The 23,003-nt window shown below is 63.6% G+C and carries 27 protein-coding genes and 1 tRNA gene; 13 read left to right on the forward strand and 15 right to left on the reverse strand.

What is annotated here, in order from left to right:
• Positions 1–43: 43 nt before the first annotated feature.
• The gene (locus Q7T45_RS07545) at positions 44–1,357 is read right to left on the reverse strand and encodes an ammonium transporter (RefSeq protein ID WP_304869321.1); all 1,314 of its coding nucleotides are present in this window, start codon (positions 1,355–1,357) and stop codon (positions 44–46) included.
• A 96-nt stretch (positions 1,358–1,453) separates the two neighbouring features.
• Entirely contained in the window at positions 1,454–1,792 is a 339-nt protein-coding gene (locus tag Q7T45_RS07550; RefSeq protein WP_304743697.1) for a P-II family nitrogen regulator, read from the reverse strand.
• Between the two features lie 231 nt (positions 1,793–2,023).
• Between Q7T45_RS07550 and Q7T45_RS07555 the strand changes: the two genes are divergently transcribed.
• Positions 2,024–2,893 carry a DUF4339 domain-containing protein gene (locus tag Q7T45_RS07555; protein WP_304869324.1) on the forward strand — a complete coding sequence of 290 codons (870 nt, stop codon included), beginning with the start codon at positions 2,024–2,026 and terminating at the stop codon, positions 2,891–2,893.
• A 16-nt stretch (positions 2,894–2,909) separates the two neighbouring features.
• Here Q7T45_RS07555 and tesB read toward each other — a convergent pair whose 3' ends face one another.
• Positions 2,910–3,770 (reverse strand): acyl-CoA thioesterase II, encoded by an 861-nt coding sequence (tesB, locus tag Q7T45_RS07560; RefSeq protein WP_304869325.1) that lies wholly within the window; start codon positions 3,768–3,770, stop codon positions 2,910–2,912.
• Positions 3,771–3,962: 192 nt separating this feature from the next.
• On the opposite strand from tesB, the gene Q7T45_RS07565 reads away from it, so the two are divergent.
• A complete protein-coding gene (locus Q7T45_RS07565; RefSeq protein ID WP_304869326.1) occupies positions 3,963–5,183 on the forward strand; it encodes a ubiquinone biosynthesis hydroxylase in 1,221 nt (406 codons plus the stop codon).
• 162 nt (positions 5,184–5,345) lie between these two features.
• On the opposite strand, the gene Q7T45_RS07570 is transcribed toward Q7T45_RS07565, so the two are convergent.
• Positions 5,346–5,543: a Trm112 family protein gene (locus Q7T45_RS07570; protein WP_304743690.1), complete on the reverse strand. Its 198-nt coding sequence runs from the start codon at positions 5,541–5,543 to the stop codon at positions 5,346–5,348.
• Between the two features lie 64 nt (positions 5,544–5,607).
• A complete protein-coding gene (locus tag Q7T45_RS07575) occupies positions 5,608–6,144 on the reverse strand; it encodes a TetR/AcrR family transcriptional regulator (RefSeq protein ID WP_304869329.1) in 537 nt (178 codons plus the stop codon).
• A 96-nt stretch (positions 6,145–6,240) separates the two neighbouring features.
• Between Q7T45_RS07575 and Q7T45_RS07580 the strand changes: the two genes are divergently transcribed.
• Positions 6,241–6,591 carry a hypothetical protein gene (locus Q7T45_RS07580; RefSeq protein ID WP_304869331.1) on the forward strand — a complete coding sequence of 117 codons (351 nt, stop codon included), beginning with the start codon at positions 6,241–6,243 and terminating at the stop codon, positions 6,589–6,591.
• A 28-nt stretch (positions 6,592–6,619) separates the two neighbouring features.
• On the opposite strand, the gene Q7T45_RS07585 is transcribed toward Q7T45_RS07580, so the two are convergent.
• The 5 genes from Q7T45_RS07585 to Q7T45_RS07605 all read right to left on the reverse strand — a co-directional run bounded on the left by Q7T45_RS07585 (position 6,620) and on the right by Q7T45_RS07605 (position 9,346).
• Positions 6,620–7,063, reverse strand: coding sequence for a DUF1801 domain-containing protein (locus Q7T45_RS07585; RefSeq protein ID WP_304869372.1), 444 nt, complete (start codon positions 7,061–7,063; stop codon positions 6,620–6,622).
• 10 nt (positions 7,064–7,073) lie between these two features.
• Positions 7,074–7,292: a hypothetical protein gene (locus Q7T45_RS07590; RefSeq protein ID WP_304869333.1), complete on the reverse strand. Its 219-nt coding sequence runs from the start codon at positions 7,290–7,292 to the stop codon at positions 7,074–7,076.
• A 43-nt stretch (positions 7,293–7,335) separates the two neighbouring features.
• The gene (locus tag Q7T45_RS07595; protein WP_304869335.1) at positions 7,336–7,767 is read right to left on the reverse strand and encodes an SRPBCC domain-containing protein; all 432 of its coding nucleotides are present in this window, start codon (positions 7,765–7,767) and stop codon (positions 7,336–7,338) included.
• Positions 7,764–8,087: a helix-turn-helix transcriptional regulator gene (locus Q7T45_RS07600; protein ID WP_304869374.1), complete on the reverse strand. Its 324-nt coding sequence runs from the start codon at positions 8,085–8,087 to the stop codon at positions 7,764–7,766. The genes Q7T45_RS07595 and Q7T45_RS07600 overlap by 4 nt, the downstream gene beginning before the upstream one ends.
• Positions 8,088–8,359: 272 nt before the next feature.
• Positions 8,360–9,346: a helix-turn-helix domain-containing protein gene (locus Q7T45_RS07605; RefSeq protein ID WP_370691233.1), complete on the reverse strand. Its 987-nt coding sequence runs from the start codon at positions 9,344–9,346 to the stop codon at positions 8,360–8,362.
• A gap of 254 nt (positions 9,347–9,600) precedes the next feature.
• On the opposite strand from Q7T45_RS07605, the gene Q7T45_RS07610 reads away from it, so the two are divergent.
• Positions 9,601–9,870 (forward strand): hypothetical protein, encoded by a 270-nt coding sequence (locus Q7T45_RS07610; RefSeq protein WP_304869337.1) that lies wholly within the window; start codon positions 9,601–9,603, stop codon positions 9,868–9,870.
• A gap of 14 nt (positions 9,871–9,884) precedes the next feature.
• Positions 9,885–10,133, forward strand: coding sequence for a hypothetical protein (locus tag Q7T45_RS07615; protein ID WP_304869380.1), 249 nt, complete (start codon positions 9,885–9,887; stop codon positions 10,131–10,133).
• Between the two features lie 7 nt (positions 10,134–10,140).
• Here the strand turns inward: Q7T45_RS07615 and Q7T45_RS07620 are convergent, their stop codons facing one another.
• Both Q7T45_RS07620 and trxA read right to left on the reverse strand, forming a co-directional pair.
• On the reverse strand, positions 10,141–10,815 hold the full coding sequence (locus tag Q7T45_RS07620; protein ID WP_304869339.1) for an LON peptidase substrate-binding domain-containing protein: 675 nt from the start codon (positions 10,813–10,815) through the stop codon (positions 10,141–10,143).
• Positions 10,816–10,851: 36 nt separating this feature from the next.
• Positions 10,852–11,775: a thioredoxin gene (gene trxA, locus Q7T45_RS07625; protein ID WP_304869341.1), complete on the reverse strand. Its 924-nt coding sequence runs from the start codon at positions 11,773–11,775 to the stop codon at positions 10,852–10,854.
• Between the two features lie 274 nt (positions 11,776–12,049).
• Between trxA and Q7T45_RS07630 the strand changes: the two genes are divergently transcribed.
• The 6 genes from Q7T45_RS07630 to Q7T45_RS07655 all read left to right on the forward strand — a co-directional run bounded on the left by Q7T45_RS07630 (position 12,050) and on the right by Q7T45_RS07655 (position 19,077).
• Positions 12,050–12,124, forward strand: a tRNA-Gly gene (locus Q7T45_RS07630).
• Positions 12,125–12,291: 167 nt separating this feature from the next.
• The gene (locus tag Q7T45_RS07635; RefSeq protein WP_304869343.1) at positions 12,292–13,602 is read left to right on the forward strand and encodes a DUF2157 domain-containing protein; all 1,311 of its coding nucleotides are present in this window, start codon (positions 12,292–12,294) and stop codon (positions 13,600–13,602) included.
• Positions 13,602–14,213, forward strand: a complete 612-nt coding sequence (locus tag Q7T45_RS07640; protein WP_304869345.1) for a GDYXXLXY domain-containing protein — start codon at positions 13,602–13,604, stop codon at positions 14,211–14,213. The genes Q7T45_RS07635 and Q7T45_RS07640 overlap by 1 nt, the downstream gene beginning before the upstream one ends.
• 258 nt (positions 14,214–14,471) lie before the next feature.
• A complete protein-coding gene (locus Q7T45_RS07645) occupies positions 14,472–16,739 on the forward strand; it encodes a DUF2235 domain-containing protein (protein ID WP_304869346.1) in 2,268 nt (755 codons plus the stop codon).
• Between the two features lie 288 nt (positions 16,740–17,027).
• On the forward strand, positions 17,028–18,290 hold the full coding sequence (locus Q7T45_RS07650) for a sorbosone dehydrogenase family protein (RefSeq protein WP_304869347.1): 1,263 nt from the start codon (positions 17,028–17,030) through the stop codon (positions 18,288–18,290).
• A gap of 217 nt (positions 18,291–18,507) precedes the next feature.
• Positions 18,508–19,077 carry a c-type cytochrome gene (locus tag Q7T45_RS07655; protein ID WP_304869378.1) on the forward strand — a complete coding sequence of 190 codons (570 nt, stop codon included), beginning with the start codon at positions 18,508–18,510 and terminating at the stop codon, positions 19,075–19,077.
• A gap of 167 nt (positions 19,078–19,244) precedes the next feature.
• Here the strand turns inward: Q7T45_RS07655 and panE are convergent, their stop codons facing one another.
• The 3 genes from panE to Q7T45_RS07670 all read right to left on the reverse strand — a co-directional run bounded on the left by panE (position 19,245) and on the right by Q7T45_RS07670 (position 21,569).
• Complete coding sequence (panE, locus tag Q7T45_RS07660; RefSeq protein ID WP_304869348.1) at positions 19,245–20,165, reverse strand: 2-dehydropantoate 2-reductase; 921 nt, start codon at positions 20,163–20,165, stop codon at positions 19,245–19,247.
• A gap of 91 nt (positions 20,166–20,256) precedes the next feature.
• Positions 20,257–20,865, reverse strand: a complete 609-nt coding sequence (locus tag Q7T45_RS07665) for a 2-hydroxychromene-2-carboxylate isomerase (RefSeq protein ID WP_304869349.1) — start codon at positions 20,863–20,865, stop codon at positions 20,257–20,259.
• 77 nt (positions 20,866–20,942) lie between these two features.
• Complete coding sequence (locus Q7T45_RS07670) at positions 20,943–21,569, reverse strand: DUF2239 family protein (protein WP_304869350.1); 627 nt, start codon at positions 21,567–21,569, stop codon at positions 20,943–20,945.
• 167 nt (positions 21,570–21,736) lie between these two features.
• Here Q7T45_RS07670 and Q7T45_RS07675 point away from each other — a divergent pair, with 167 nt between their 5' ends.
• Positions 21,737–22,402 (forward strand): glutathione S-transferase family protein, encoded by a 666-nt coding sequence (locus tag Q7T45_RS07675; RefSeq protein WP_304869351.1) that lies wholly within the window; start codon positions 21,737–21,739, stop codon positions 22,400–22,402.
• 154 nt (positions 22,403–22,556) lie between these two features.
• Positions 22,557–22,892, forward strand: coding sequence for a GIY-YIG nuclease family protein (locus Q7T45_RS07680; protein ID WP_304869352.1), 336 nt, complete (start codon positions 22,557–22,559; stop codon positions 22,890–22,892).
• The last annotated feature ends 111 nt before the right edge of the window (positions 22,893–23,003 follow it).

Here is a 23,003-nt window from a genome sequence, read left to right on the forward strand (position 1 = left end):
TGCCCATGGGGCGGGCAACTTTCAGGTATTTAGGTAGAGAAGCCTATTGAAGCGCCTCGCCATGCTGCGAAATATCCAGGCCTTCCATCTCCTGTTGCAGCGAAACCCGCAGCGGCACGAAGGCGCCAACCAGCTTCAGCAGCACGAAGGTCATGCCGCCCGACCACAGCAGGGTGACGGCCACGCCGTAGAACTGAATCAGCAATTGCCGCCCATTGCCCTCGAGCAGGCCGGAGGTCCCGCCGATCGCGGCGGTCGCGAACACGCCGGCCAGCAACGTGCCGGTCATGCCGCCGATGCCATGAACCCCGAAGACGTCGAGCGAATCGTCGTAGCCGAGGCGCTGCTTCAGGCTGGTGCAGGCCCAGAAGCACAGCAGGCCGGCGATCACGCCGATGACGATGCCGTGCCAGGGCTCGACGAACCCCGAGGCCGGCGTGATGGTGCCCAATCCCGCCACCGCGCCGGAGATCATGCCGAGCACCGACGGCTTGCGCCGGGTCGACCATTCGACCGCGGCCCAGGTCAGCGCGCCGGCGCAGGCGGCAAGGTGCGTCGCCGTGATCGCCATGACCGCGCGGGGACTGGCTGACAGCGCCGAGCCGCCATTGAAGCCGAACCATCCGACCCACAGCATGCCGGTACCGATCACCGCGAGCGACAGATCGAACGGCGCCAGATTTTCGGTGCCGTAACCATGGCGCTTGCCCATCACCTTGGCCGCGACCAGGCCGCCTACTCCGGCGGACAGATGCACCACGAGGCCGCCGGCAAAATCCAGCACGCCCATGGTGGCGAGGAAGCCGCCGCCCCACACCCAGTGCGCCAGCGGCACATAGACGAACATGAACCAGCCGACGGAAAACAGCAGGTAGGCCGAGAACCGCATCCGATCAGCCACGGCACCCGCCACCAGCGCCACCGTGATGATCGCAAACGTCATCTGGTAGAGCATGAACAGCGCTTCCGGAATCGTCTTCGCCGCCGGGTTGACGTCGTCCATCTTCATGCCGGCGAGAAACCAGCGATCCAGCGTCCCGAGCCACGGACCGTCGCCGACGAAAGCCAGCGAATAGCCGAACGCGACCCAGAGAATTGAAATCAGCGCCACGGCGGCAAGGCTCTGCGCCATCGTCGCCAATACGTTCTTTTTGCGCACCATGCCCGAATAGAACAGCGCCAGGCCCGGGATGGTCATCATCAGCACCAGCGCGGTGGCGGCGATCATCCAGGCGGTATCGGCGGCATTGATGCCGGACGGTTCAGCGGCCAGGGCCGGCGTCACCAGCGATACCAACAATGATGCGATCGAAAAGGTCGCCGCAGCGCGAGCTGCGTGACGTGGCAGAACCCCCATGATGTTTCCCCAGCCTGTTATCGAAATAAGATGTCTTGATGCGATGTCTTCACGCGGTGTCTTGGAGCACCGCTGTGTTGATGCCGTGAAAGCCCGTCAGAGCGCGTCGCTGTCGGTCTCACCGGTGCGAATGCGCAGCGCATGATCGATCGGCGTCACGAAGATCTTGCCGTCGCCGATCTGGCCGGTGCGGGCGCTTGCCGTGATCACCTCGACCGCCTTGTCCGCGATGTCGGAGGCGACCGCGATCTCGATCCGCAGCTTGGGCAGGAAGTTCACGACATATTCGGCGCCGCGATAGATTTCGGTGTGGCCCTTCTGGCGGCCGTAACCCTTGACCTCGGTCACCGTCATGCCGTGGACGCCGATGGCCGTGAGCGCCTGGCGGACTTCGTCCAGCTTGAACGGTTTGATGATCGCGACGACGAGTTTCATGGTCAGGCCTTATCTTCTCAATTTCGGTAATTGGGCGTCGGGTGATTTGCGCCTGACCAAATCTGGCATCTTTCTGGGCAAATGGCACAAAAAAGTTGCAAGCGGTGGGAAAACATTTGTGGCCGGCCGCCGGCATCCCTGTACAGGGGCCCGGATCGTCCGCCACAATGGCTTTTTGCGGCGCCGGAGCCTTGGAGGCGCGTCGCGCGGCCAACCGGGGGAGAAGATCATATGGCGGCTCGATCCTGGTTTTATGCATCCGAGGGCCAGCAGCAGGGCCCCTATCCCGAGATCCAGCTTCGCGAGTTGATCGCCCGGGGCACCATCACACTGGAGACGCTGGTCTGGACCGAGGGCATGGCCAATTGGCAGCGGGTGGCAGAAATCCCGGGCCTCGCTCCGGGCGCCTCGCGACCGCCGGCGATGCCGCGCGCCGGCACCGCCTTGCCGCGCACCGGCGGGTATAGCGACGGACCGCTTTCGATCGACCTGCCGCTGTGGAGCTTCCTCGGTCGTGTCCTGCTGCTGGGGATCGGATCCCTGCTGGTGATTCCCGCGCCGTGGACCGGGACCGCCTTTTACCGCTGGATGGCGTCGCGAACCCAGGTGCCCGGCCGGCCGAATTTCGCCTTCAACGGCCAGCCCGGCGACATCTGGTACGTCTTCATCGCGACGGGGCTGCTGAACTATGCGAGCGTGTACGACAGCACCCTGCAACTTCTCGCCATTCCGGTTTCGGCGTATCTGTCCTGGATATTGCTGCGATGGCTCGCCGGTAATCTCAGTTCGAACGGGCAGCCGCTTCCGATCGCCTTCAACGGCAGCGCGGTCACCTTCATCGGATGGCAGTTGCTGACGTACATCTCGTTCATCACCATCATCGGCTGGGCCTGGGTCACCGCGGCCTGGGTGCGCTGGATCTGCCGCAACATCAGCGGCACGCGTCGCGAGGTGATCTTCAACGGTTCGGGGCTGGAAATCCTGTGGCGGACGATCGTGCTCGGGATTGGCTGCGCCTTCCTGATCCCGATTCCATGGGTGCTGCGCTGGTATAACCGCTGGTTCGTCTCCCAGTTCGAGCTTGTCGAGCGGGCCGCCTGACGCAAGCTTACGCCGTTCACTTGCGCTCGCGCAGCGAGCCTTCCTGCGCCACCGAAGCCACCAGCGTGCCGTCCTGCTTGAAGATCATGCCGCGGGTGAGGCCGCGGCCGCCGCGCGCGCTCGGCGAATCCTGCGCATAGAGCAGCCATTCGTCGGCGCGGAACGGGCGGTGAAACCACATCGCGTGGTCGAGGCTCGCCGGCATCATCCGCTTGTCGAACAGCGTCCGGCCGTAACGCGCCATCGCGGCATCCAGCAGCGAGAAATCCGAGGCATAGGCCAGCGCGCACATGTGCAGCGCCGGATCGTCCGGCAGTTTCGAGGCGGTCCGGATCCAGACATTGATACGGCCGTCGTCGATCTTCTGGCCGAAATAGCGGCCGAGCTCGACCGGGCGCAGTTCGATCGGGCGGTCCGACTCGTAATAGCGCCGGATGAATTCCGGCATCTCGCGGAACATCGGCTGTTTTACGATCTCGTCGGCGGTGAGTTTTTCCGGCGGCGGCACGTCGGGCATCTTGTCCTGGTGGTCGAACGCGCCTTCCTCCTCGACATGGAACGACACCATGATCGAGAAGATGGCGTTGCCGTGCTGGATCGCGGTAACCCTTCGGGTCGAATAGCTCTTGCCGTCGCGCAGCCGTTCGACCTCGTAGATGATCGGAATCTGCGGATCGCCCGGCAGGATGAAATAGCAGTGCAGCGAATGCGGCAGCCGGCCCTCGACGGTGCGGCACGCTGCCACCATGGCCTGCCCGATCACCTGCCCGCCGAACACCCGTTGCCAGCTCGTCTTCGGGCTGTTGCCGCGGAACAGGTTCACCTCGATCGGCTCGAGATCGAGAATGGAAATCAGGTCGATGACGCCTTTGGACATGGCAGCGCTTTCAATTCTTTCCGTCATTCCGGGGCGTGAGCGGTAGCGAAGGAACCCGGAATCTCGAGATTCCGGGTTCACGCCAAGACGCGTGCCCCGGAATGACGGCATTGGAGCCAACGGCCCCTTGCTTCGCGTATCTGTTTCGCCCAGCTATACTCCGTGGGCAAGGGCGTCAGTGAGTGAGATAGCATGTCGGGACAGCGAAGCATTGTCATCTGCGGCGGCGCATTCGCCGGATTGGCGCTGGCCCTGGCGCTGCGTCAGGGCCTCGGCGCCGATATTCCGGTCATTGTCGCCGATCCGGCGCTAGCCTCGCGGCCGAGCCGCGACCCCAGGGCCACGGCGATCGTTGCGGCCTGCCGCCGGCTGTTCGAGGCCCTCGGTGTCTGGGACCAGGTCGCGGGGCAGGCGCAGCCGATCACCGACATGGTCGTCACCGATTCCAAGCTGGAAGACGCCACAAGGCCGGTGTTCCTGACCTTTGCCGGCAACGTCGAGCCGGGCGAACCGTTCGCGCACATGGTCGAGAACCGCCACCTGATCGACGCGCTGGTCGCGCGCGCCGAGGCCGTGGGCATCGATCTCAGGGCCACCGCGGTCACCAGTTTCGAGTCGCGCAGCGATGGCGTCGATGTGACGCTGGCCGACGGCAGCATGATCGAGGCGAGCCTTTTGGTCGCCGCCGACGGCGCGCGCTCGAAGCTGCGCGAGCGCGCGGGCATCGCCACCCATGGCTGGGATTACGACCAGTCCGGCATCGTCGTCACCGTCGGCCACGAGCGCGAACATCACGGCCGCGCCGAGGAACATTTTTTGCCGGCGGGTCCGTTCGCGATCCTGCCGCTGACCGGCAACCGCTCGTCGCTGGTGTGGACCGAGAAGCGCACTGAGGCCGCGCGCATGGTGGCCTTGAGCGAAGAGGAATTTCACGGCGAACTCGAGCAGCGCTTTGGCTTGCACCTCGGCGAGATCAAGGCGCTCGACAAGCCCCGCGCGTTTCCGCTCGGCTATTTCGTCGCGCGCTCCTTCATCGGCGAGCGTCTGGCGCTGGTCGGCGACGCCGCGCATGTGATTCACCCGATCGCGGGCCAGGGGCTCAATATGGGCCTGAAGGATGTCGCCGCACTGGCCGAAGTGATTGTCGACGCCGCGCGGCTCGGCATGGATCTGGGCCAGGCCGACGTGCTCGACCGCTACCAGCGCTGGCGCCGGTTCGACACCATGGCGATGGGGCTCGCCACCAATTCGCTCAATCTTTTGTTCTCCAACGAATCGAAGCTGCTGCGCACGGTGCGCGACATCGGCCTCGGCCTGGTCGACCGCGCCCCACCACTGAAGAACCTGTTCATCCGCCAGGCCGCGGGCCTGTCCGGCGAAGTGCCGCGGCTGCTGAAGGGTGAGGCGCTGTAGAGCCCGTCGTCCCTGCGAACGCAGGGACCCATACGCCGTGCCGTCGATATTTTCGGTAGTGGTAACGGACGTATTGAACTATTGCGCCATTGCGTCAGATGACCGGGGTTATGGGTCCCTGCGTTCGCAGGGACGACGCAGAAAGAGGTTTGCGCTAATTCCTCAATCGATCTTCCTCGCCTCTTCCGGCAGCATGATCGGGATGCCGTCGCGGATCGGATAGGCGAGCTTGGCCGAACGCGAGATCAGTTCCTGCTTGGCCGCGTCGAACTCCAGCGGGCCCTTGGTCAGCGGACAGACCAGGATTTCCAGCAATTTGGGATCGACGGTGCCTTCAAGGCGTTCGGACGGGGAGGTCATGCGGTGGTCTCCGGCTCGGGTTGCGATCCCTTAGCATATTCGTTCGGCGCGGCCAGCCGCCTCGTCATCGCGTCGCGATGACGAGCAGTTCGTCGATCACGGCGGCCTGTTTCGCCCTAGGCAGCTTCTGTTCCGACAGCGCATAGCCGAGATAGGCCCAATAGAGGATCTGCGCCCGGGCCCGGGCCACCGCGGGGGGCAGTCCGTTGGCCCGAAACAGGTTTTCCACGTAGCTCAGCCGGCGCCGGTCGATGGCCTGCACCGCCGCCCGGGCCTTGGGATCGACGCTTGCCCAGGTGCGGACCGCGCTCTCCAGCGCCGGCCTGTTGCCGAATGCGCCGCGCAGCAGCCTAGGCAGCGGATTGGCGGTGCCGGATGCGGCTTCGAGATTGGCGATGACCTGTTCGGCGGCGACATCGCGCCAATGCGCGAGGATCGCGGCGTGGAATGCTCCGATATCGGCGAAGTGCCAGTAGAAGCTGCCCCGCGACACCCCCATCGCCTTGGCCAGCGGCTCGGCCTTCAGCGCCGTAAAGCCGCTGGCGGTCAGCGTCTTGAGGCCCTGATCGAGCCAGTCTTTGGCGGAGAGTTGATCGGCCATGGGGATCCCTGTGACATCTCACCATACACTACTGTATTGACAGCCGGCGGCGCAACATCCATACCTACCATACAGTCATGTATGGAGGCGGTTCCGATGCGCGATCTTCTGCTGCAATGTTCAGGGGTCGCCGCGATCGCGGTGGCGTTGATTCACGGCGTGCTCGGCGAGACCAAGGTGTTTGCCCGCGCCACCATCGAGCCGCCTCGGCTGCGCCAGCTGATCCGGCTGGTCTGGCAGGCCGGCACCGTGGCCTGGATCGGCGGCGGTGCGCTGCTGATCGCGGCGCCCTCGATGGCGTCGGAGCCGGCGCGGCACTGGATCATCGTCACGCTCGCCGTCGTGTTCGGATTCGCCGCTCTCGCCAACGCATGGGCGATGCGCGGCCGGCACATTGGCTGGGTAGCGCTGAGCGGCGTGGTCGCGCTGGCGGTGGCGGGGTATTAGAAGCCTCGATGCTCGCGTGACCGGAGCCTCACGCGCTCTTTGATTTCTTTTTGGCTGCCCGCGCCGAAATGTTCAGTGCCACCGCGGCGCGAATGAGCGCCTTCAATGCCTTTTCATCGATCTTGTCGCCCTCATGGATATCGATGGCGCGCCGAACGTTGCCTTCGAGGCTGGAGTTAAAGAGGCCTGACGGGTCTTCGAGCGCGGCGCCTTTGGCAAAAGTCAGCTTCACCGCATTCTTGTAGGTCTCGCCGGTGCAGAGGATGCCGTCATGCTCCCACACCGGAACCCCGCGCCACTTCCACGCCTCGACCACTTCGGGATCGGCCTGCTTGATGACAGCTCGGACCCGGGCGAGCGTCTCGCCGCGCCAATCGCCGAGCTCCCGGATCCTCGCATCGATCTGCCGGGAGGGAGGGTCTTCTGTCTTCGCCTCCTTCTGGTCGCTTTTCTTCATGATCGTTGCCTTCATTGCCTCCCTCCTATCCGCCGGCAGCGCGTTCACTGCTCCGCCCGAGATACGGCAGCGCAAACATGTACAGGCCGGTAAACAGCAGCAGGAAGAGCGGCGGCAGTGGCGAGTAGACCACCCAGGCAGGAGGCTCGCCCACGCCCATCGCGACGAAGTTGGCGATCACCGTCACCGTAAAGGCGATCGACAGCCAGCGGTGAATCTGCCGAATCCACTTGTTCCAATTCATGGGGCCTCCGTTCAAGATGAACTCATGTGCGGCGCGGCAGACGTCAGCCCGTCCGCACCAGCACCTCTTCCAGCTTCGCAAAGAACTGCTGCCATCCGGCGTTGGCGCCGCCGAAGGCCTGTCGCTGGTCCGGCCGGAAGCCAACCTGCTCCATGCGCAGCAGAGTCCCTGATTTCGTCGGCTTGATCGTAAAGGTCACCACGCTGTTCAGATTGAAGGCCGCATCGGCGTGCGCAAAATTCCAGGTGTAGGACAGCGTCTTGTCCGGCTCGACGACGAGGATCTCGCAGTCCAGCACGCCGCCCCAGTCGCCGCGCAGATTGAAGCGGTGACCCACGACCGGCGCAAAATCGTTCTTCATCAGCCACTCCTCCATCAGGTGTGGCTGGGTGAGCGCGCGCCAGATTTTTGCGGGCGGATGGGGAAACTCACGTTCGACGGCGACGGAGCGCGTTTCAGTCGCTCGTGCGGTCATTGGTCCATCCTTTTGAGCAGGTCTTCGAGGTCGTCGAACCGGGCCTGCCAGAAGCCGACCATTTGGCCGCTCCAGTCGATCAGGGGCCCGAGCGCGCCGGGCTGCGCGCTGTAATGGGTCTGGCGGCCCTCGTGGCGGTCGAGCACCAGCCCGGCTTGCCGCAGAATGCCCAGATGTTTCGAGACCGCCGGCTGCGAGACCCCGGACTGCGCCGTCAGGGCCCCCACCGTCTGCTCCCCCTCGCGGCACAGCCGCTCGAACAGCGCCCGCCGGGTCGGATCGGCCAGCGTTTTGAACAGCACGTCGGGAGCGCTTGGCATCATCTTCAATAACCAGTTGATTATGGATATAATCCATAACCTCGGGGTTATGTATGAGTCAAGCCCGCGCCTAAAGACCAGAGACGGAGCGGCAAGCGTGGATTATCGACGCCAGCTCGATGCTCGCTCGCGCATTTCCAAACTCAGGGGCTGGCTGCCGCTCAGCGCCTGGAAATCTTGCGACGCTTGCAGGCGGCTTGCGGAAGGCGGGGCTACCGGAATAGCGGACCCGCAATCGGAATTTTCCGCCCGCAGTCCTGCCGGACGCGCCATCAGGCAATTGGGGCGGACCGCTTCAGGGTCTCGGACGGAAGCTCTCCAAAAGTGAGCCGGAAGTCCCGTGCGAAATGGCCGGGATTCTGAAATCCGCATTTCAGCGCGACCTGGATCACCGCGGTGCGTTCGCTCGACTGTTCGAGCATCTCGCGCGCCCGGTCCAGTCGTACTCGCTTGGCAAAGTCTGCCGGCGAGTAGCCACGGTCTCTCTTGAACTGCCGGAACAGGCTCCTGGCGCTCACATTGGCCACCGCTACCATCGCTTCGATATCGATGGGCTTGTCCCAGTTCGCCTCGATGAATTCCTCGACCCGCTTGACCGCCGACGAACCGGCTGGCAGCGGCTCCCGCAGAAGGAACTGCGTATAGTTGTGCCGGTGGCACATCAGAAACTTCATGATCACCATGCGCTCGACTTCCGCGGCCGCGAGGTCGGAGAAAAAAGTGCCGCGCTCGTTGAAGTCCGTCGCGAAGCTGAAGATTCTGCGTCGCAACGCGTCCATCGCGGGACTGCGGTCGACGCTGTCGTCAAACACCAGGTTCCCCGAAATCGGTTGTCCGATCAGCGCACCGAGATGCCGATGCAGCGCATCAATTTCGATTCGCAGCACGAGCTGGCAATAGCCGCCCTTGAAATCGAGCTTCACGGGTCTCTCCGGCGGTAACACCATAGTCCAGGATCCTGGTGCAATCTCGCCGGTCTGGCCATCGACCGTGTACTGCCCCGAGCCCTGAATATTGAAGATCTGGCGGACGAAGGTGGCCTGGCCAAAATCCAGCGACACGTCGCTGGCGTACTCGCAATAAGAGAGCCCAAGCCCGATCATCTGCAGATGGTTGGCCCGAACCCCGAATTCGCTCCGGCTGCCGCCGATGTCGAAGCCGATGGCGCCGAAGACGCTGAACAGGCGGTCGCGCGCGAACGCCGGGTCGTTCGATCGCATCACCGGATAACGATTCAACAACGGGGATCGTAAAGGCATTCCGCGAATCAGGCCCAGTTTGATCGGCGTATATATGATGCGTACCCTTCCTTCTCCAGTCCACCAACAATCGGGGCAGCTACGAATTGCCGCGGCCGATATTCAAATCGCGCCTCGGGCAACCAGATACCGCCACGCCTTTCCGGTAACCGGCCAATCCTGCCTTTCCCGTCTTGGCGGAATCCGGCTTTGCCGTCACCGAACGGTCTAAGCCCGTACTAACCCGGATGAATTAGTTAGCAGTCGGTCGCTCGTTGCCGAGCGCTCTTCCTATCGCAGGCCTGCCGCCGCCATACCTCGAGGAGGCCGACCAGGTCCAACTGCGCTCCCGGATCATCGAGGCTCAGTCGAAGGCAAGGGAGCAAATCTTTCGTTCCATCCTGTTGCTCGACATCGCCGCGCAGCACGCACGTCAGATCGCGAAGCGAACCGATGATCCCGCGTTGAACAAAAACCTTGGCGCCCAGGTCACGATTGTCGAGCATCTGATCCAGATCGCCCGAGACATGGCGCTGAAACTCTAGGCCACGCTGCAACCTTGATCGTCTCGAAGACGGACATCAAAGGCAGGCTCACCCATTTCAACGACCAGTTTATCGCCGCATCAGGCTTCATCGAACAGGAGCTGATCGGCCAACCGCACAACATTGTCCAGGTCAATCGCGGCGCCGCCGAAACCGGCTCCGCCTCGTCGCAAGTGCTCTCCTCCGCCCAATCGCTGTCGGCGGAAAGCAACCGGCTCAAGCTGGAGGTGGGCAAGTCTCTCGCGACGGTCCGGGCCGCGTGAGCCCGGGCTACTGCAATCCGGTGTCGCCGCTGGTGCGCTTCTTGGCGAGATCCATCTCGGTCACCGCGACCAGGATTTCGGCGCGGGTCTTGAGGTCGGGGGCTTCCAGCATCGCCTGCTTTTCCGGCGCGCCGTAGGGCGACATCATCGCCAGCGCGTTGACCAGCGCCTCGTTGGGCGCGCTCTCGACGCCTTCCCAGTCCACTTTGAGATTGTTGGCTTTGAGAAAATCCGTCAGCACCGTCAGCAGCGCCTCGCGGTCGACTTCCTCCTCGCCCTTGCGCGCGGTGAAATCGTCGATGTAGGGGAAATAATCCACCTTGCATTGCCGGTACGCGGTCAGCACCGTCAGCTCCTCGATCACCTTGAAGCGCGCGATGCCGGTGAGTTCGAGGATGTAGCGGCCGTCGCCGGCCTCGGCGAGCTGGGTGATCCGTCCGACGCAGCCGACTCGAAACAGCGCCGGCTTGGCCTCGTCGCGCGAGTGGGAGAAATCCGGCTGGATCATCCCGATCAGCCGGTGGCCGTCGCGCAGCGAATCATCCACCAACGCGAGGTAGCGCGGCTCGAAAATATTGAGCGGCATCTGGCCGCGCGGCAGCAACAGCGCGCCCGGTAGCGGAAACACCGGGATCACCTCGGGAAGGTCGCCGGGTCCGCGATATTCGGCATTGATCGGCATTGGCGGTCCCGGTGCTAGGCTCGAAATCAGTGCGATTTACGAAAACAGAATCGTCGACAGCCGCTTCCGCCCCTCGATGGTGGCTTCATCGGCCGGGCCCCACGCCTCGAAGAACTGCACCAACTGCTTGCGCGCGCCGTCCTCGTTCCACTTGCGGTCCTTCTTGACGATGGCGAGCAGCTGTTCAGTGGCCTCGGCACGCTTGCCGCCGGCATTGAGCGCGGTGGCCAGATCGAATCGGGCCTGATGATCGAGCGGGTTTGCGGCGACTTTCTGTTCGAGCTCGGTGACCGGGCCGACCGCCTTGGCCTGCTCGGCGAGATCGATCGAGGCCTGCACCGCCTTGACCGCGGCGTCGTTGCGCTTGGATTCCGGCACCATGGCGATGGTCTGCTTGGCCTGCTCGATGGCGCCTGTCGTGACATAGCATTTCGCCAGGCCCGCCAGAGCGGGGATGTTGGTGGCATCCGCCGCCAGCACCTCGGCATAGATCTGCGCTGCGGTGGCGGCATCGCCTTCGGCCAGAACGGCTTCGGCTTCTTGCAGGATCTCGGCGATATTGGGCTCGCCTGTGCCCGGCATGCCCGCGGTCAGCTTGTCGATGAAGGCGGTGACCTGGCTTTCCGGCACCGCGCCCATAAAACCGTCGGCGGGCTGGCCGTTGACGAAGGCGATCACGGCCGGGATCGACTGGATGCCCATCTGGCCCGGAATCGCCGGATGCTCGTCGATGTTCATCTTGACCAGCTTGACCTTGCCCTTGGCGGCGCGGACCGCCTTTTCGATGATGGGGGTCAGCTGGCGGCAGGGGCCGCACCATGGCGCCCAGAAGTCGATCAGCACCGGCTGGCGCTTCGATTCCTCGATGACGTCCTTCACGAAGGTCTGGGTGGTGGTTTCCTTGATCAAATCGGGCGCCGCCTGGGGCGCCGGTCCGCTGCCCTGCTCAATTATCGTCACGGGGAATCCTCGTCTGATGTCTTTTTCGGATTGGGGGCTATTCTAGCACGGTCTGTGCCCTAATTGGCCCTTGGACGGCCAATTTGCAATCGGCGGAACCCGAACCGGGGGCTTTCGGGCGGAAATGCCGCGAAATGCCGCCGATACCCCCTTCACCGGCCCAATTCATGGTCTTTCCTGGCCCTTCCTGGCCTCGTGCGAGCTGTTGCATTCATGGGCGGCATTTGGCATAGCTCTGCCCGTTGCCGGCGCGTGCGCCGCCAATCTCTCGGATGCGGGTGTAGCTCAGTGGTAGAGCACGACCTTGCCAAGGTCGGGGTCGAGGGTTCGAATCCCTTCGCCCGCTCCAGAATTTCTAAATTGGCAAAGCGATCAAACGACAAGCCGCCCTATGGGCGGCTTTGTTGTTTGTGGCTCGCGCGCTGAACCGCGGCGGTCTTTCTCGCGTCAAACCGCTGTGCGATGTTTCGCACCGGTGGTTGCAGGCGTCGCGCCGCGCGAGGATGAGGATAACGAGTGTTCGAACGCGGCTATCGGCAACAGCTCGAGGCGGATCTGGTCAAATGGGTCGCCGCGGGGGTGATTTCGGGCGACGCCGCGCAATCCATCCGCAAGGCCCGCTTTAGCGACGAGGCGAAGTCACGCCTCCCCGGCATCTTCGCCATGCTCGGCGCGCTGATGCTGGCGGCCAGCGTCAGCGCTTTCGTGGCGGCGAACTGGCAGGAAATTCCGCGGCTGGTGCGGCTGGTCGGCATTCTCGCCATCATCGCGGGCTGCTTCTTTCCCGCGCTGCTGTTGCAGCGGCGCGGCCACCCGGCCGCCGCCGATGCGGCGATCACGTTCGCCACGCTTTGCTTTGGCGCCGGCATCGCGCTCGTCGGTCAGATGTATCACCTGCCCAGCGACTGGCCGGCCGGCGCGATGCTGGTCGCGATCGGCGGATTGATAGCCGCCGCGTTGACCGGCAAGAGTGGCCCGCTGGTCATTGCCTTCGCGGCGATGACGTCGTGGTCATGGGGAAGGTTTGACGGTTCGTTCTGGCGCGAAGTGCATTGGTCCTTTCTGTTGCTGTTCGTGCCGGGGTTGCTGCTGGCGCTGGGCCGCGAAAGCCGCCTGCTTGCGCACGCGGCCGTGCTGGCGCTGAGCTTCTGGCTGGCGGCGCTGTTGATGCCCGAGGGCGGCGCCAAGAGTTTTTTCAATCTGGTTGATGGAGGCCTCGCGATCTCGGCCGCCTACATGGCGATCGGGCTATTGGCGCTGGACCGGGGCTGGCCCACCGTCATCAAGGCGTTGCTGCCGTGGGGGGCCGTGGTCTTCGGAATCCTGCTCTGCGTTGAAATCGGCCTGGTTCTGGAAAAGTCGCTCTTTGGCGACCGGCATGCCGTTACGTCCGTCGTCTATCCTGCCTATGGCGCGGCGCTGGCCGCACTGGCCGCCTTCGCGGTGCTGGCGCGGCAACGCGACGGCGGGAGACTCGTCATTATCGCGGCTTGCGCCGTCGGCCTGACGATCCCGCTGATGTTCGTCGGCCTGACTGAAACCGATGTTCTCCGTCGCGCGCTCGTCTCCATCGCCGTCTTCGTCAGTGCCGTGGCGTTGATTGCGGGCGGACTTCTCCTCGGGCTCAGGACATTCGTTGTCGTCGGTTACGCGGTGTTCGGCGTGTCGGTCCTGATCCTGCTCTGGCAAACCATCGGCACGCTGCTGAGCCAGTCGCTGTTCTTCCTCGTTGCCGGTGTTGCGCTGCTGGTTCTGGCGGCGGGGGCCCACAAACTGGCAAACTGGTCGAGACCCGGCACCGACACACCGTCAGGGAGTCCGGCCTGATGCCTGTGCTGGACAACATCATCGCTCGTGTGCCGCTGCTGCTGCGCTATCTCCTTGCCGCGCTGGTGCTGTGCGGACTCATCCTGGCCATGATCCTGCCGCGCGCGGCGATCCTCCGGAACGGGCAGGAAGTGCGGCTGGAGATCGCGCCGGTCGATCCGCGCGATCTGTTTCGTGGTGATTATGTGGTTCTCGCCTATCGCATCGGCACGGTGGACGTGCCGTCGAGTCTCACGACCTCCTTCAAGCGGGGACAGCAGGTGTTCGTGACCCTGCGCCCCGACGCAAACAACAAGGCGAAAGCCGTCGCCATCTCGGCCGAGCGCCCCGCGGTCACCGGGAACGACATCGTCATCGCGGGTTTTGTGACGGCCAGCTCGACCTGCCGGCTGAACGAAGCCGGGACGCGGGATTGCAAGCTCGGAACCAACGCCGTCGGTGTGCGCTATGGCCTGGAAAGCTATTTCGTGCCGCAGGGCGAGGGCAAGAAAATCGAGTTGATGGCAAGGGCGCGGCTGGAGGTTGTCGCGGCCGTCGCACCCTCCGGCCAGGCGGCGATCAAGCGCCTGCTGATCGATGGCGTGCCAGTCTATGATGAGCCGCTCTATTGATGAGCTAGCGGCGTCGTCGTTCACGGCAGCTTCGTCTGATTTCGCGGCCGAGATATCCGGCCGCGCCGGATCAGCGCCTGCACCACGGCCGAGCCGATCGAGCCGGTGCCGCCCAGAACGAAAACGCGCAACGAATCCTCCTTCGAAATAAGCGGTTCATGTCGCCGGCCAGCAAAGCCTTTCCTAGCTGGAGGGAACATGCAATGCTATGACATCAGAGGTTGCATACTCAATTTTTGATCCGGCGAGGGTAATCCCATGAGCCGAAACATCGTTCTTCTGTCCGACGGCACCGGCAATTCCGCCGCAAAAGTCTGGCGCACCAATGTCTGGCGCACCTTCGAGGCGCTCGATTTGTCGGGCAACGACCAGGTCGCCTTCTACGACGACGGCGTCGGCACCTCGCCGTTCAAGCCGTTGGCGATCCTCGGTGGGGCGTTCGGTTTCGGCCTGAAGCGCAACGTGGTCGACGTCTATAAATTCGCCTGCCGCAACTATCGCGACGAAGGCGACCGCATCTACGGCTTCGGCTTCAGCCGCGGCGCCTTCACGATCCGCGTCGTCATGGGCCTGATTCTCAATCAGGGCCTGGTGTGGGCGCAGGACGAAGCGGAGCTCGACAAGAAAGCCAACGCCGCCTACCGCCAGTATCGCCGGGAGCGGTATCACACCGTGTTCCGGATCGAGAATGTCTTCCGCTGGTTTCGCGATCTGTTCCTGTCGAAGGATTACGACAAGGCGGACAATCGGCCGGTGACCGCGATCCGCTTCATCGGGGTCTGGGACACGGTTGCCGCCTACGGCGCGCCATTGGACGAGATGACGCGCGGCATCAGCCAGTATATCTGGCCGCTGGAGCTTCCGCACCATACGCTCGACCGCACGCGGGTCATGCGCGCCTGCCAGGCGCTCGCGCTCGACGAAGAGCGAACCACGTTTCATCCCGAATTGTGGAACGAGCGGGTCGACCCGCCCGATCAATTCGACCCCGACAGCCCGCGTTGCATCAAGGACGAGCAGCTCAGCCAGGTCTGGTTCGCCGGCGTGCATTCCAACGTCGGCGGCGGCTATCCGGATGACACGCTGTCCTACATTCCCCTGGTCTGGATGATCACCGAGGCGCAGCGCTGCGGTGTGAAGTTCAAATCGGATGCGATCGCGCCGCCGGCGGACCCCGACCCTTTCAAGAACGCGGTCTCGAAACGCGACAAGGACGGCCGCATCTACGATCCGCGCGCCGGGCTGGGCGCCTACTACCGCTACGGGCCGCGCAAGCTGGTGCAGCTGTGCAGGCCCCAATACAAGAAAAAGGAAGACGACGAGGTCCTGATCGAGCGGCCGAAGATCCACGAAACCGTGTTCCGCCGCATCGATAATCGCGCTCATGCCTATTCCCCGGTCGGCCTGCCGCCGGTCTATGACGTGGTTACGGACGACGGCTCGATCCTGACGCCGGATCAATATGGTTTCGAGACCAACAAGGATGCCGAAGCCCGGGCGGAAACGCAGGAATACGTCTGGAATGAAATCTGGAAACGCCGGATCGTCTATTTCGCCACCGTAGGCGCCACGTTATGGCTGCTGGCGTTTCCGCTGCTCAGCGGCGCGGAGCGCGCCGACGAATTCAAGAGCCCGATCCGGTGGGTCTCGGACATCATTCGTTTCGTCGGCGCCTTCCTGCCCGGCTTTGCCTCGACATGGGTCGAAGGCTACGCGCGCGCGCCCGAGCACTTCCTGGCGCTCGCCGGCCTTGTGGCGTTCTTCATACTATGGGGAATGCGGATCGCCTCCCGCATCTCGGGCCGCATGGCATCGATCTGGCGCGGTGTAACCCCCGCGTCGCCGGGCCCGCCGCACAACTTCATCTACCGGCTTCGCAGCAATCGATTCTATATCGCTTTCCATGAGGGCCTCAAGCGCACCTGGGCCCCGGCCTTCCTTGCGCTGCTGCTGGTCTATCTCGGGCTCTCGCTGGCCAGCCATCTGCTCTACAATATCCAGGATGTGGCGGGGCTGACCTGTGAGGAAAGCGGCAATGCCACCGGCCTTGCGAGGGGCTTTGGTACGCCCAGGCCGGACGGCGAATCGAAAACGGTGGAATTCAACACGTCGGACCTCTGCAAGCCGACGGGCATTCTTCTCGAGAGGAATGCGAGATATCATGTGGAGGTGAAGACGACGGTACCCTGGATGGACGCCGATTTTCCGGTCCCGGAAGGCGGGTTCTCCGCCAACGATCCGCCGGTCTGGTACCACCGGTTCCTGCTCGGGTTCGGCGTGCCGCTGCGGCGTGAACTGACGCAGGACTGGTTCCGGATCGTGCTGCGCTACGGTGGCGTCGGTGGCGAAGAGGCCTTTCTCGACCCCGATCCCGACGATTACAAGATCCAGGCCAACATCAGGCCCACGCGCGACGGCGAACTCTTCATCTTCGTCAACGACGCGGTGATCGGCATTCCCGGCCTCTACGATTACTTCTATCGCAACAATCGAGGCGTGGCCAAACTGACGGTCACGCGGAAATGATGCCTGCCCACTGAGTGCCAGGCGCCACGGCGCCCGCGCTGCAATGGGACGTTGCCGCAATGCAGCGCGACCCGGCGCAACAGCCTTCCGGCTGACCTGACCTCCATAAAAGTTTTCGTTCAATTTGCATTCACCTGACAGGGCCGCGCAACGCGCACTTCTCACCCGTGGAAGATGTGCTAGCATTGTTGCGTCTGACCCACCTCACCACAGACCAATGTTCGTCTCTCGAAACGTTCAAAATAAATAACACGCGCGGCCGCACCGGCTGCATAGGGGAGTGACGCGATGAAATCGGCCTTCAATCGATCCATTCTTGCGCTCGCGACGATTGCCTTTGTCGCGGGGGCCAGTCAGGCCAGCGCGCAGCAAAAGCCACTGAAGAAATACGAATCCGGCACCAAGGACTTCTGGGCCAATCCGCCGCCCGACTGGTTCCTCGGCGATGAGATCGAAGCCCAGAGGGGGCAGGCGCCACCGTCGGGTCCGCCGACCGGTGCCTCCGAAGCCGAACTCGCGGCGATGATGAAGAAGATCAAGCTGCCCGCGGGCTTCAAGATCGAAGTCTACGCGTCCGGCGTGCTGTCCGCGCGGCAGATGGCCTGGGGCGACAAGGGCACGCTGTTCGTCGGCTCGTTCGGCGTCGGCAACGTCTATGCAATCAAGGACAATGGCGGCAAGAAGGAAGTCAAGACCGTCCTCAAGGGATTGAAGATGCCGACCGGCATCGCGTTCCGCGACGGCGCGCTCTACGTCGTCGATATCGACAAGCTGATCAGGTACGACAACGCCGAAGCCAATCTCGACAATCTCGGTGCCGGCAAGGTCGTCTATGACGACATGCCGCCCTATATCCCGCATGGCTGGAAGTATATCGCGGTCGACAAGGATGGCTGGTTCTACTTGCCGTTCGGGCCTCCCTTCAACATCGGGATTCCGCCGACCGGCCTGTCGCAGATCCGCCGCGTCGATCCCAAGACCGGCAACGCCGAACTGGTGGCGCTCGGCGTCCGCAACAGCGTCGGCGGCGACGTCGATCCGCGCAGCGGCAAGTACTGGTTCACCGAAAACGCCCGCGACTGGTTGAGCGACGACACCCCGAGCGACAAGCTCAACATGATCTCGAAGCTCGGGGAGCATTTCGGCTATCCCTACTGCCACCAGGGCGACATGCCGGATCCGAAGTTCGCGATGGGTCACAAATGTTCGGAGTTCACGCCGCCGGTGCTGAAACTCGGCGCGCATGTGGCTCCGCTCGGCATGAAGTTCTACACCGGCGACCAGTTCCCCGCCGAGTACAAGAACAACATCTTCATCGCCGAACACGGCTCCTGGAACCGGGCCAAGTACCAGGGCGCGCGGATCAAGCGGGTGATCGTCGGGCCCGACGGCAAGAACGCCAAGCAGGAGATCTTCGCCTCCGGCTGGCTCGAGGGCGACAAGAACTATCTCGGCCGGCCCGCCGATATCGTTCTGGGCAAGGACGGCTCGATGTACGTCGCCGACGACTGGGCCGGCGCGATCTACCGCATCAGCTACAGCAAGAAGTAAGGCTGGATAACGCAGGGCTGCGGTCGCTCGGGAACGAGTGGCCGCAGCTTTGCGTTTCCCAGAAACCGTCATTCCGGGGCGCGTAGCGAAGCGGAGCGAGCCCGGAATCCATAACCACGATAATGCGTATGGATTCCGGGCCTGCGCCAAGTGGCGCATCCCGGAATGACGAGCTTGAGTTGGAGTGGAAATATTGATCATACCTCGCTGGTTTGCACTGGGTGCACTTTGCGGTCTCGTCTTTGCCGCAACGGGTGTCGCCGCCCACGCCGCCGACGTCGCCGCCGGCAAACAAAAGGCCGAAATGTGCATCGCGTGTCACGGCGAAGCCGGCATTTCGCAGATCGAGAACACACCGTCGCTCGCCGGCCAGCCCGACCAGTTCCTCCAGTGGCAGCTGGTGTTCTTTCGCGCCGGCACCCGCAAGAACGAGCAGATGCTGCCGATCGTCGAGCAACTCAACAACGAGGATATCCGCAATCTCGGCGCCTATTTCGCCTCGCTGACGCCGCCCAAGGCAAAGCCTGACGACAACCCGGATCTATCCGCCAAGGGCGCGCAGGCCGCCGCGGGCCGGCGCTGCACCTCGTGTCACACCGACAACTATGCCGGGACCAAGGCGATTCCCCGCGTCGCCGGCCAGCGCCAGGAGTATCTCGTGAAGGCGCTGCACGACTACAAGTCCGGCGTGCGATCCGGCGGCGGCATGGCCGCGATGGCGAATGTCGCCTATTCCCTCAGCGAGGAGGAAATCGAGGCGCTGGCGCATTATTTGGCGCATCTTTGATCTTACCCTCCCCTGGAGGGGGAGGGTCGATCGCGAAGCGATCGGGGTGGGGTGACAGTCTCTCGTTTCGAGCAGGTGCGCGAGCTGAGGGACCGTCACCCCACCCCGTCCCGCATTTCGCTGCGCTCCATGCGAGCCGACCCTCCCCCTCCAGGGGAGGGTAAGTATCACCCCCGCTGTTTTTCATACGCCTTGAGATGGGTGTAGGCGATGCGCAGCCGCGGCACCGGCACTTTGGCGGCGTCGCCGCGCGCGATCAGGTCGCCGATCACGTGGTCGGCTTCGACCGCGGCGCCCGCCTTGATGTCGCGGAACATCGACGCGGTCATCTGCGAACCCTCCGTGGTCAGCAGACCCTTGGTGCGCTGGAAGAACGGGCCGCTCGGCGCATGGCCTTCGGCGGCGGCCACCTCACTGCATTCATCGAGCACGCCGAGGATGAAATCCGTGCCGCCTGGTACCGCCAGGATATTGCCGACCGAGGCACGCATCAGGCAGGTCGAGGCCGCGAGCGAAGCCAGGAACACCCATTTCTCCCACATTTCCTGCACGATGTTCTCGCTGGCCACCGAGCCGAGCTTGCCGCTCGCCATGATTTCGGCGATGGCGCGGACGCGTTCCGATAGCTTGCCGTCGCGCTCGCCGAAATTCAGCGACTGCATCGGCGCCAGCTGCACCACCTCGCGGGCCTCGTTCAGGGTGGCGGCGATCGCGCAGAGGCCGCCGAGCACGCGCTCGGGCCCGAATCTTTTGTCGAGTACGTCCAGGTGCAGCATGCCGTTGAGCAGCGGGATGATCGAGGTCTGCGGTCCGACCGCCGGGGCAAACGATTTGATGGCGTCGTCGAGGTCGAATGCCTTGCAGCTCAACAGCACGACGTCGAACGTGTCGGTGAATTTGCCGGCCTGCACCGTCGGCGGGTTTTTCAAGGTCACGTCGCCGTTCGGACTCCTGATCACGAGGCCGGCGCTGGCCAGCTCCCCGGCGCGCCGCGGCCGCACCAGGAAGGTCACGTCACGGCCGGCCTCCAGCAGCCTGCCGCCGAAATATCCGCCGATGGCGCCGGCGCCGACCACGAGAATGCGCATTGCTGGGTTTCCTTTTTATTGTTGTTGTTGGAGGGCGAATGGTGAGTGGCGAATGGCGAATAGGGAAGGTCCATTCGCTATTCGCCACTCGCTACTCGCCTCGAATCAGTTCCTCGACGTCGCGCAACTGTTCCTTGCCGAAGAATATTTCCTTGCCGACGAAGAAGGTCGGCGAGCCGAACGCGCCGCGCTCGACCGCGCTTTGCGTATTCTCGATCAGCTTTGCCTTGACGTCCGCCTCCTGTGCGCGCGCGAACAGCTTTGCGGCGTCGAGACCGGACGCCGCAAGAGCCTTCATCGCCACTTCGGGGTCGTCCATCTTCTTCGGCTCGACCCACATGTGATGGAACGCGGCGTCGACGTATTGTTCGAACACGCCCTCGAACTGCGCGGCGACGGCGGCGCGCATCAAATTGAGGGTGTTGACCGGAAAGAACGGATTCCAGACATAGGGTTTTACCTTGAATCGCTTCAGGAAGCGCTCTGTCTCCAGCTTGTTGAACTCGGGCTTGTTCTTGACGCCGGCCAGGGTTTCGCCCGGTGATCTGTTGTTGGTGGCCTTGAAGATGCCGCCGAGCAGGATCGGCACATATTCGAATTTCACGCCGATGCGCGCTTCGATCGCCGGGATCGCCTTGTGGCTGAGGAACGCATTGGGGCTGCCGACATCAAACAGGAATTGCGGGGCGGTTGGACTCACAGCGGCGGTCTCCCTGATGCGACGGTTCTTATATGATCCTTGTCATTTCAACAGCCTAGCGGTTCGCCCGGATGGGATCAACCGGAGGCGCCCGGCTGCGCCGCGCGACGGAATGCCCGCTCCGCCAGCCCCGATGTGTGGGCGCGGATGTCGTCGGGCCATTCGGCGATCCGCTGTTCGAACCGGATCGCGTCGCCGGCAAACAGCGCGCGGATGGCCTCCTCGTAATGCGGTCTGTTGCCCGAGGTGACCGACATGAAGCGATAGGCAGCTTCCTGGGCCTGACGGATGCGGTCCTTGTCCTCACCGGTCCGGCTTGCCTGCTCGACCAGTTTGCGGATCGCGACCGAGGCGCCGCCGGGCTGCCTGGCCAGCCATTCCCAGTGCCGCGGCAGCAGCGTCACTTCGCGCGCGACCACGCCCAGTTTCGGCCGGCCGGGACCGCGCGGGGCGGACGCTGCGGCGGCTTCCGCCGGGATCGGCGCCCGAGCATCGTCCGGCAGCCGCGCCAGAACATCCGCCATGGAGCCGCGGAAATCGATTTCGATGGTCGCACTGGTGTTGCCGTCGAAAACGATGATCGACGCATCCCTGGTCCGGTCGAGCGCCTCCTTGGCTGCGCGCGCAACCTCGCGCAGATCGCCGGAAGCGATGCGCCGGTCGCCCTCGAAGGCGACGCAAGCCGGATCAGATCCCGGATTCATGACAAACCTCTCAATTTCCCGAGGGGATTATTATCCGGGTAATATAGCGACGTCAATAATGCCCGGGTAATACAGTCCGTTTGGGTATCTCGACTTTCCGGCGTGCGGCTGGCACCACCATGCGCCGCCGCAACCGACGCGCCACGCCACGCCCCTTGGGAGACGCCATGCTCACCGTCCATCACCTCAACAACTCCCGCTCCCAGCGCGTGCTGTGGCTGCTGGAAGAACTTGGCGTTCCCTACGAGATCGTCCGTTATCAGCGTCAGCCGGACATGCGGGCGCCGGCGGAACTGCGCGCGGTGCATCCGCTCGGCAAATCGCCTGTCATTACCGACAACGGGAACACGGTCGCTGAGTCCGGCGCGATTGCCGAATACATCATCGAGACCTATGGCGAAGGACGCTTGATTCCACCGGCCAAAACGCCGGAGCGGCTGCGCTATACCTATTGGCTGCACTACGCCGAGGGATCGGCGATGTCGCCGCTGCTGCTGAAACTGTTGTTCACGCTGATGCCGAAGCGCGCGCCGGCGCTGCTGCGTCCGCTGGTGCGCAAGGTCTGCAATCAGGCGCTGACCGCGCTGGTCAATCCACAGATCAAGCAGCACATGGCCTATTGGGAGAGCGAGCTCGGGAAAAGCGAGTGGTTCGCCGGCAATGAATTTTCCGCCGCCGACATCCAGATGAGTTTTCCGCTGGAGGCCGCCGCCGCGCGCGGCGGACTCGAGCAAGGCCACCCCAGGGCGATGGCATTTCTCGACCGCATTCACGCCCGTCCGGCCTACAAGCGGGCGCTGGAAAAGGGTGGGCCGTACACGGTTGGACGGTGATGGTTGGCCGCCGGCTGGCTCCCCAGGGAGCATTCGCCGTTCTCCCAAGCCATTGCTGCATTTAGCATAAATAATATTACCCGGATTAAATTGACAACCAGAGGGGCGTCTGCTATCGCCACCGCCAACGGGCAGACTTTCCCCGAGGGCCGTCATGAAAAGCGAAGACAAGAAGGCGGCCATCACCGCTTACAAGGAGCGCAAAACCGTCGCGGGAATCTATGTCGTCCGCTGCGGCGCCTCCGGTCAGGCCTGGGTCGGCCAGACGCCCAATCTCGACACCATCCAAAACCGGATCTGGTTTGGCTTGCGAATGGGCAGCCATGCCAACCGCGATCTGCAGAGCGCGTGGGCCGCGCATGGCGGCGATAGCTTCTCCTTCGAGGCGATCGAACGGCTGAAGGATGAGGAACTCGCCTACGTGAGAGACGCGCTGCTGAAGGAGCGCGCGGCGCATTGGCGGTCGACGCTGAACGGGTTGGCGATCTAACAGACAGAGCCCGTAGCCCGGATGGAGCCCTTGCGTAATCCGGGCCAGCCTCACATCCGTTCCCGGATTACGCAACAGGGCGGCGCTTCGCGCCGTCCTATTGCTCCATCC

This window comes from Bradyrhizobium sp., assembly GCF_030646015.1.
In the GTDB taxonomy this organism is placed as follows: Bacteria; Pseudomonadota; Alphaproteobacteria; order Rhizobiales; family Xanthobacteraceae; genus Bradyrhizobium.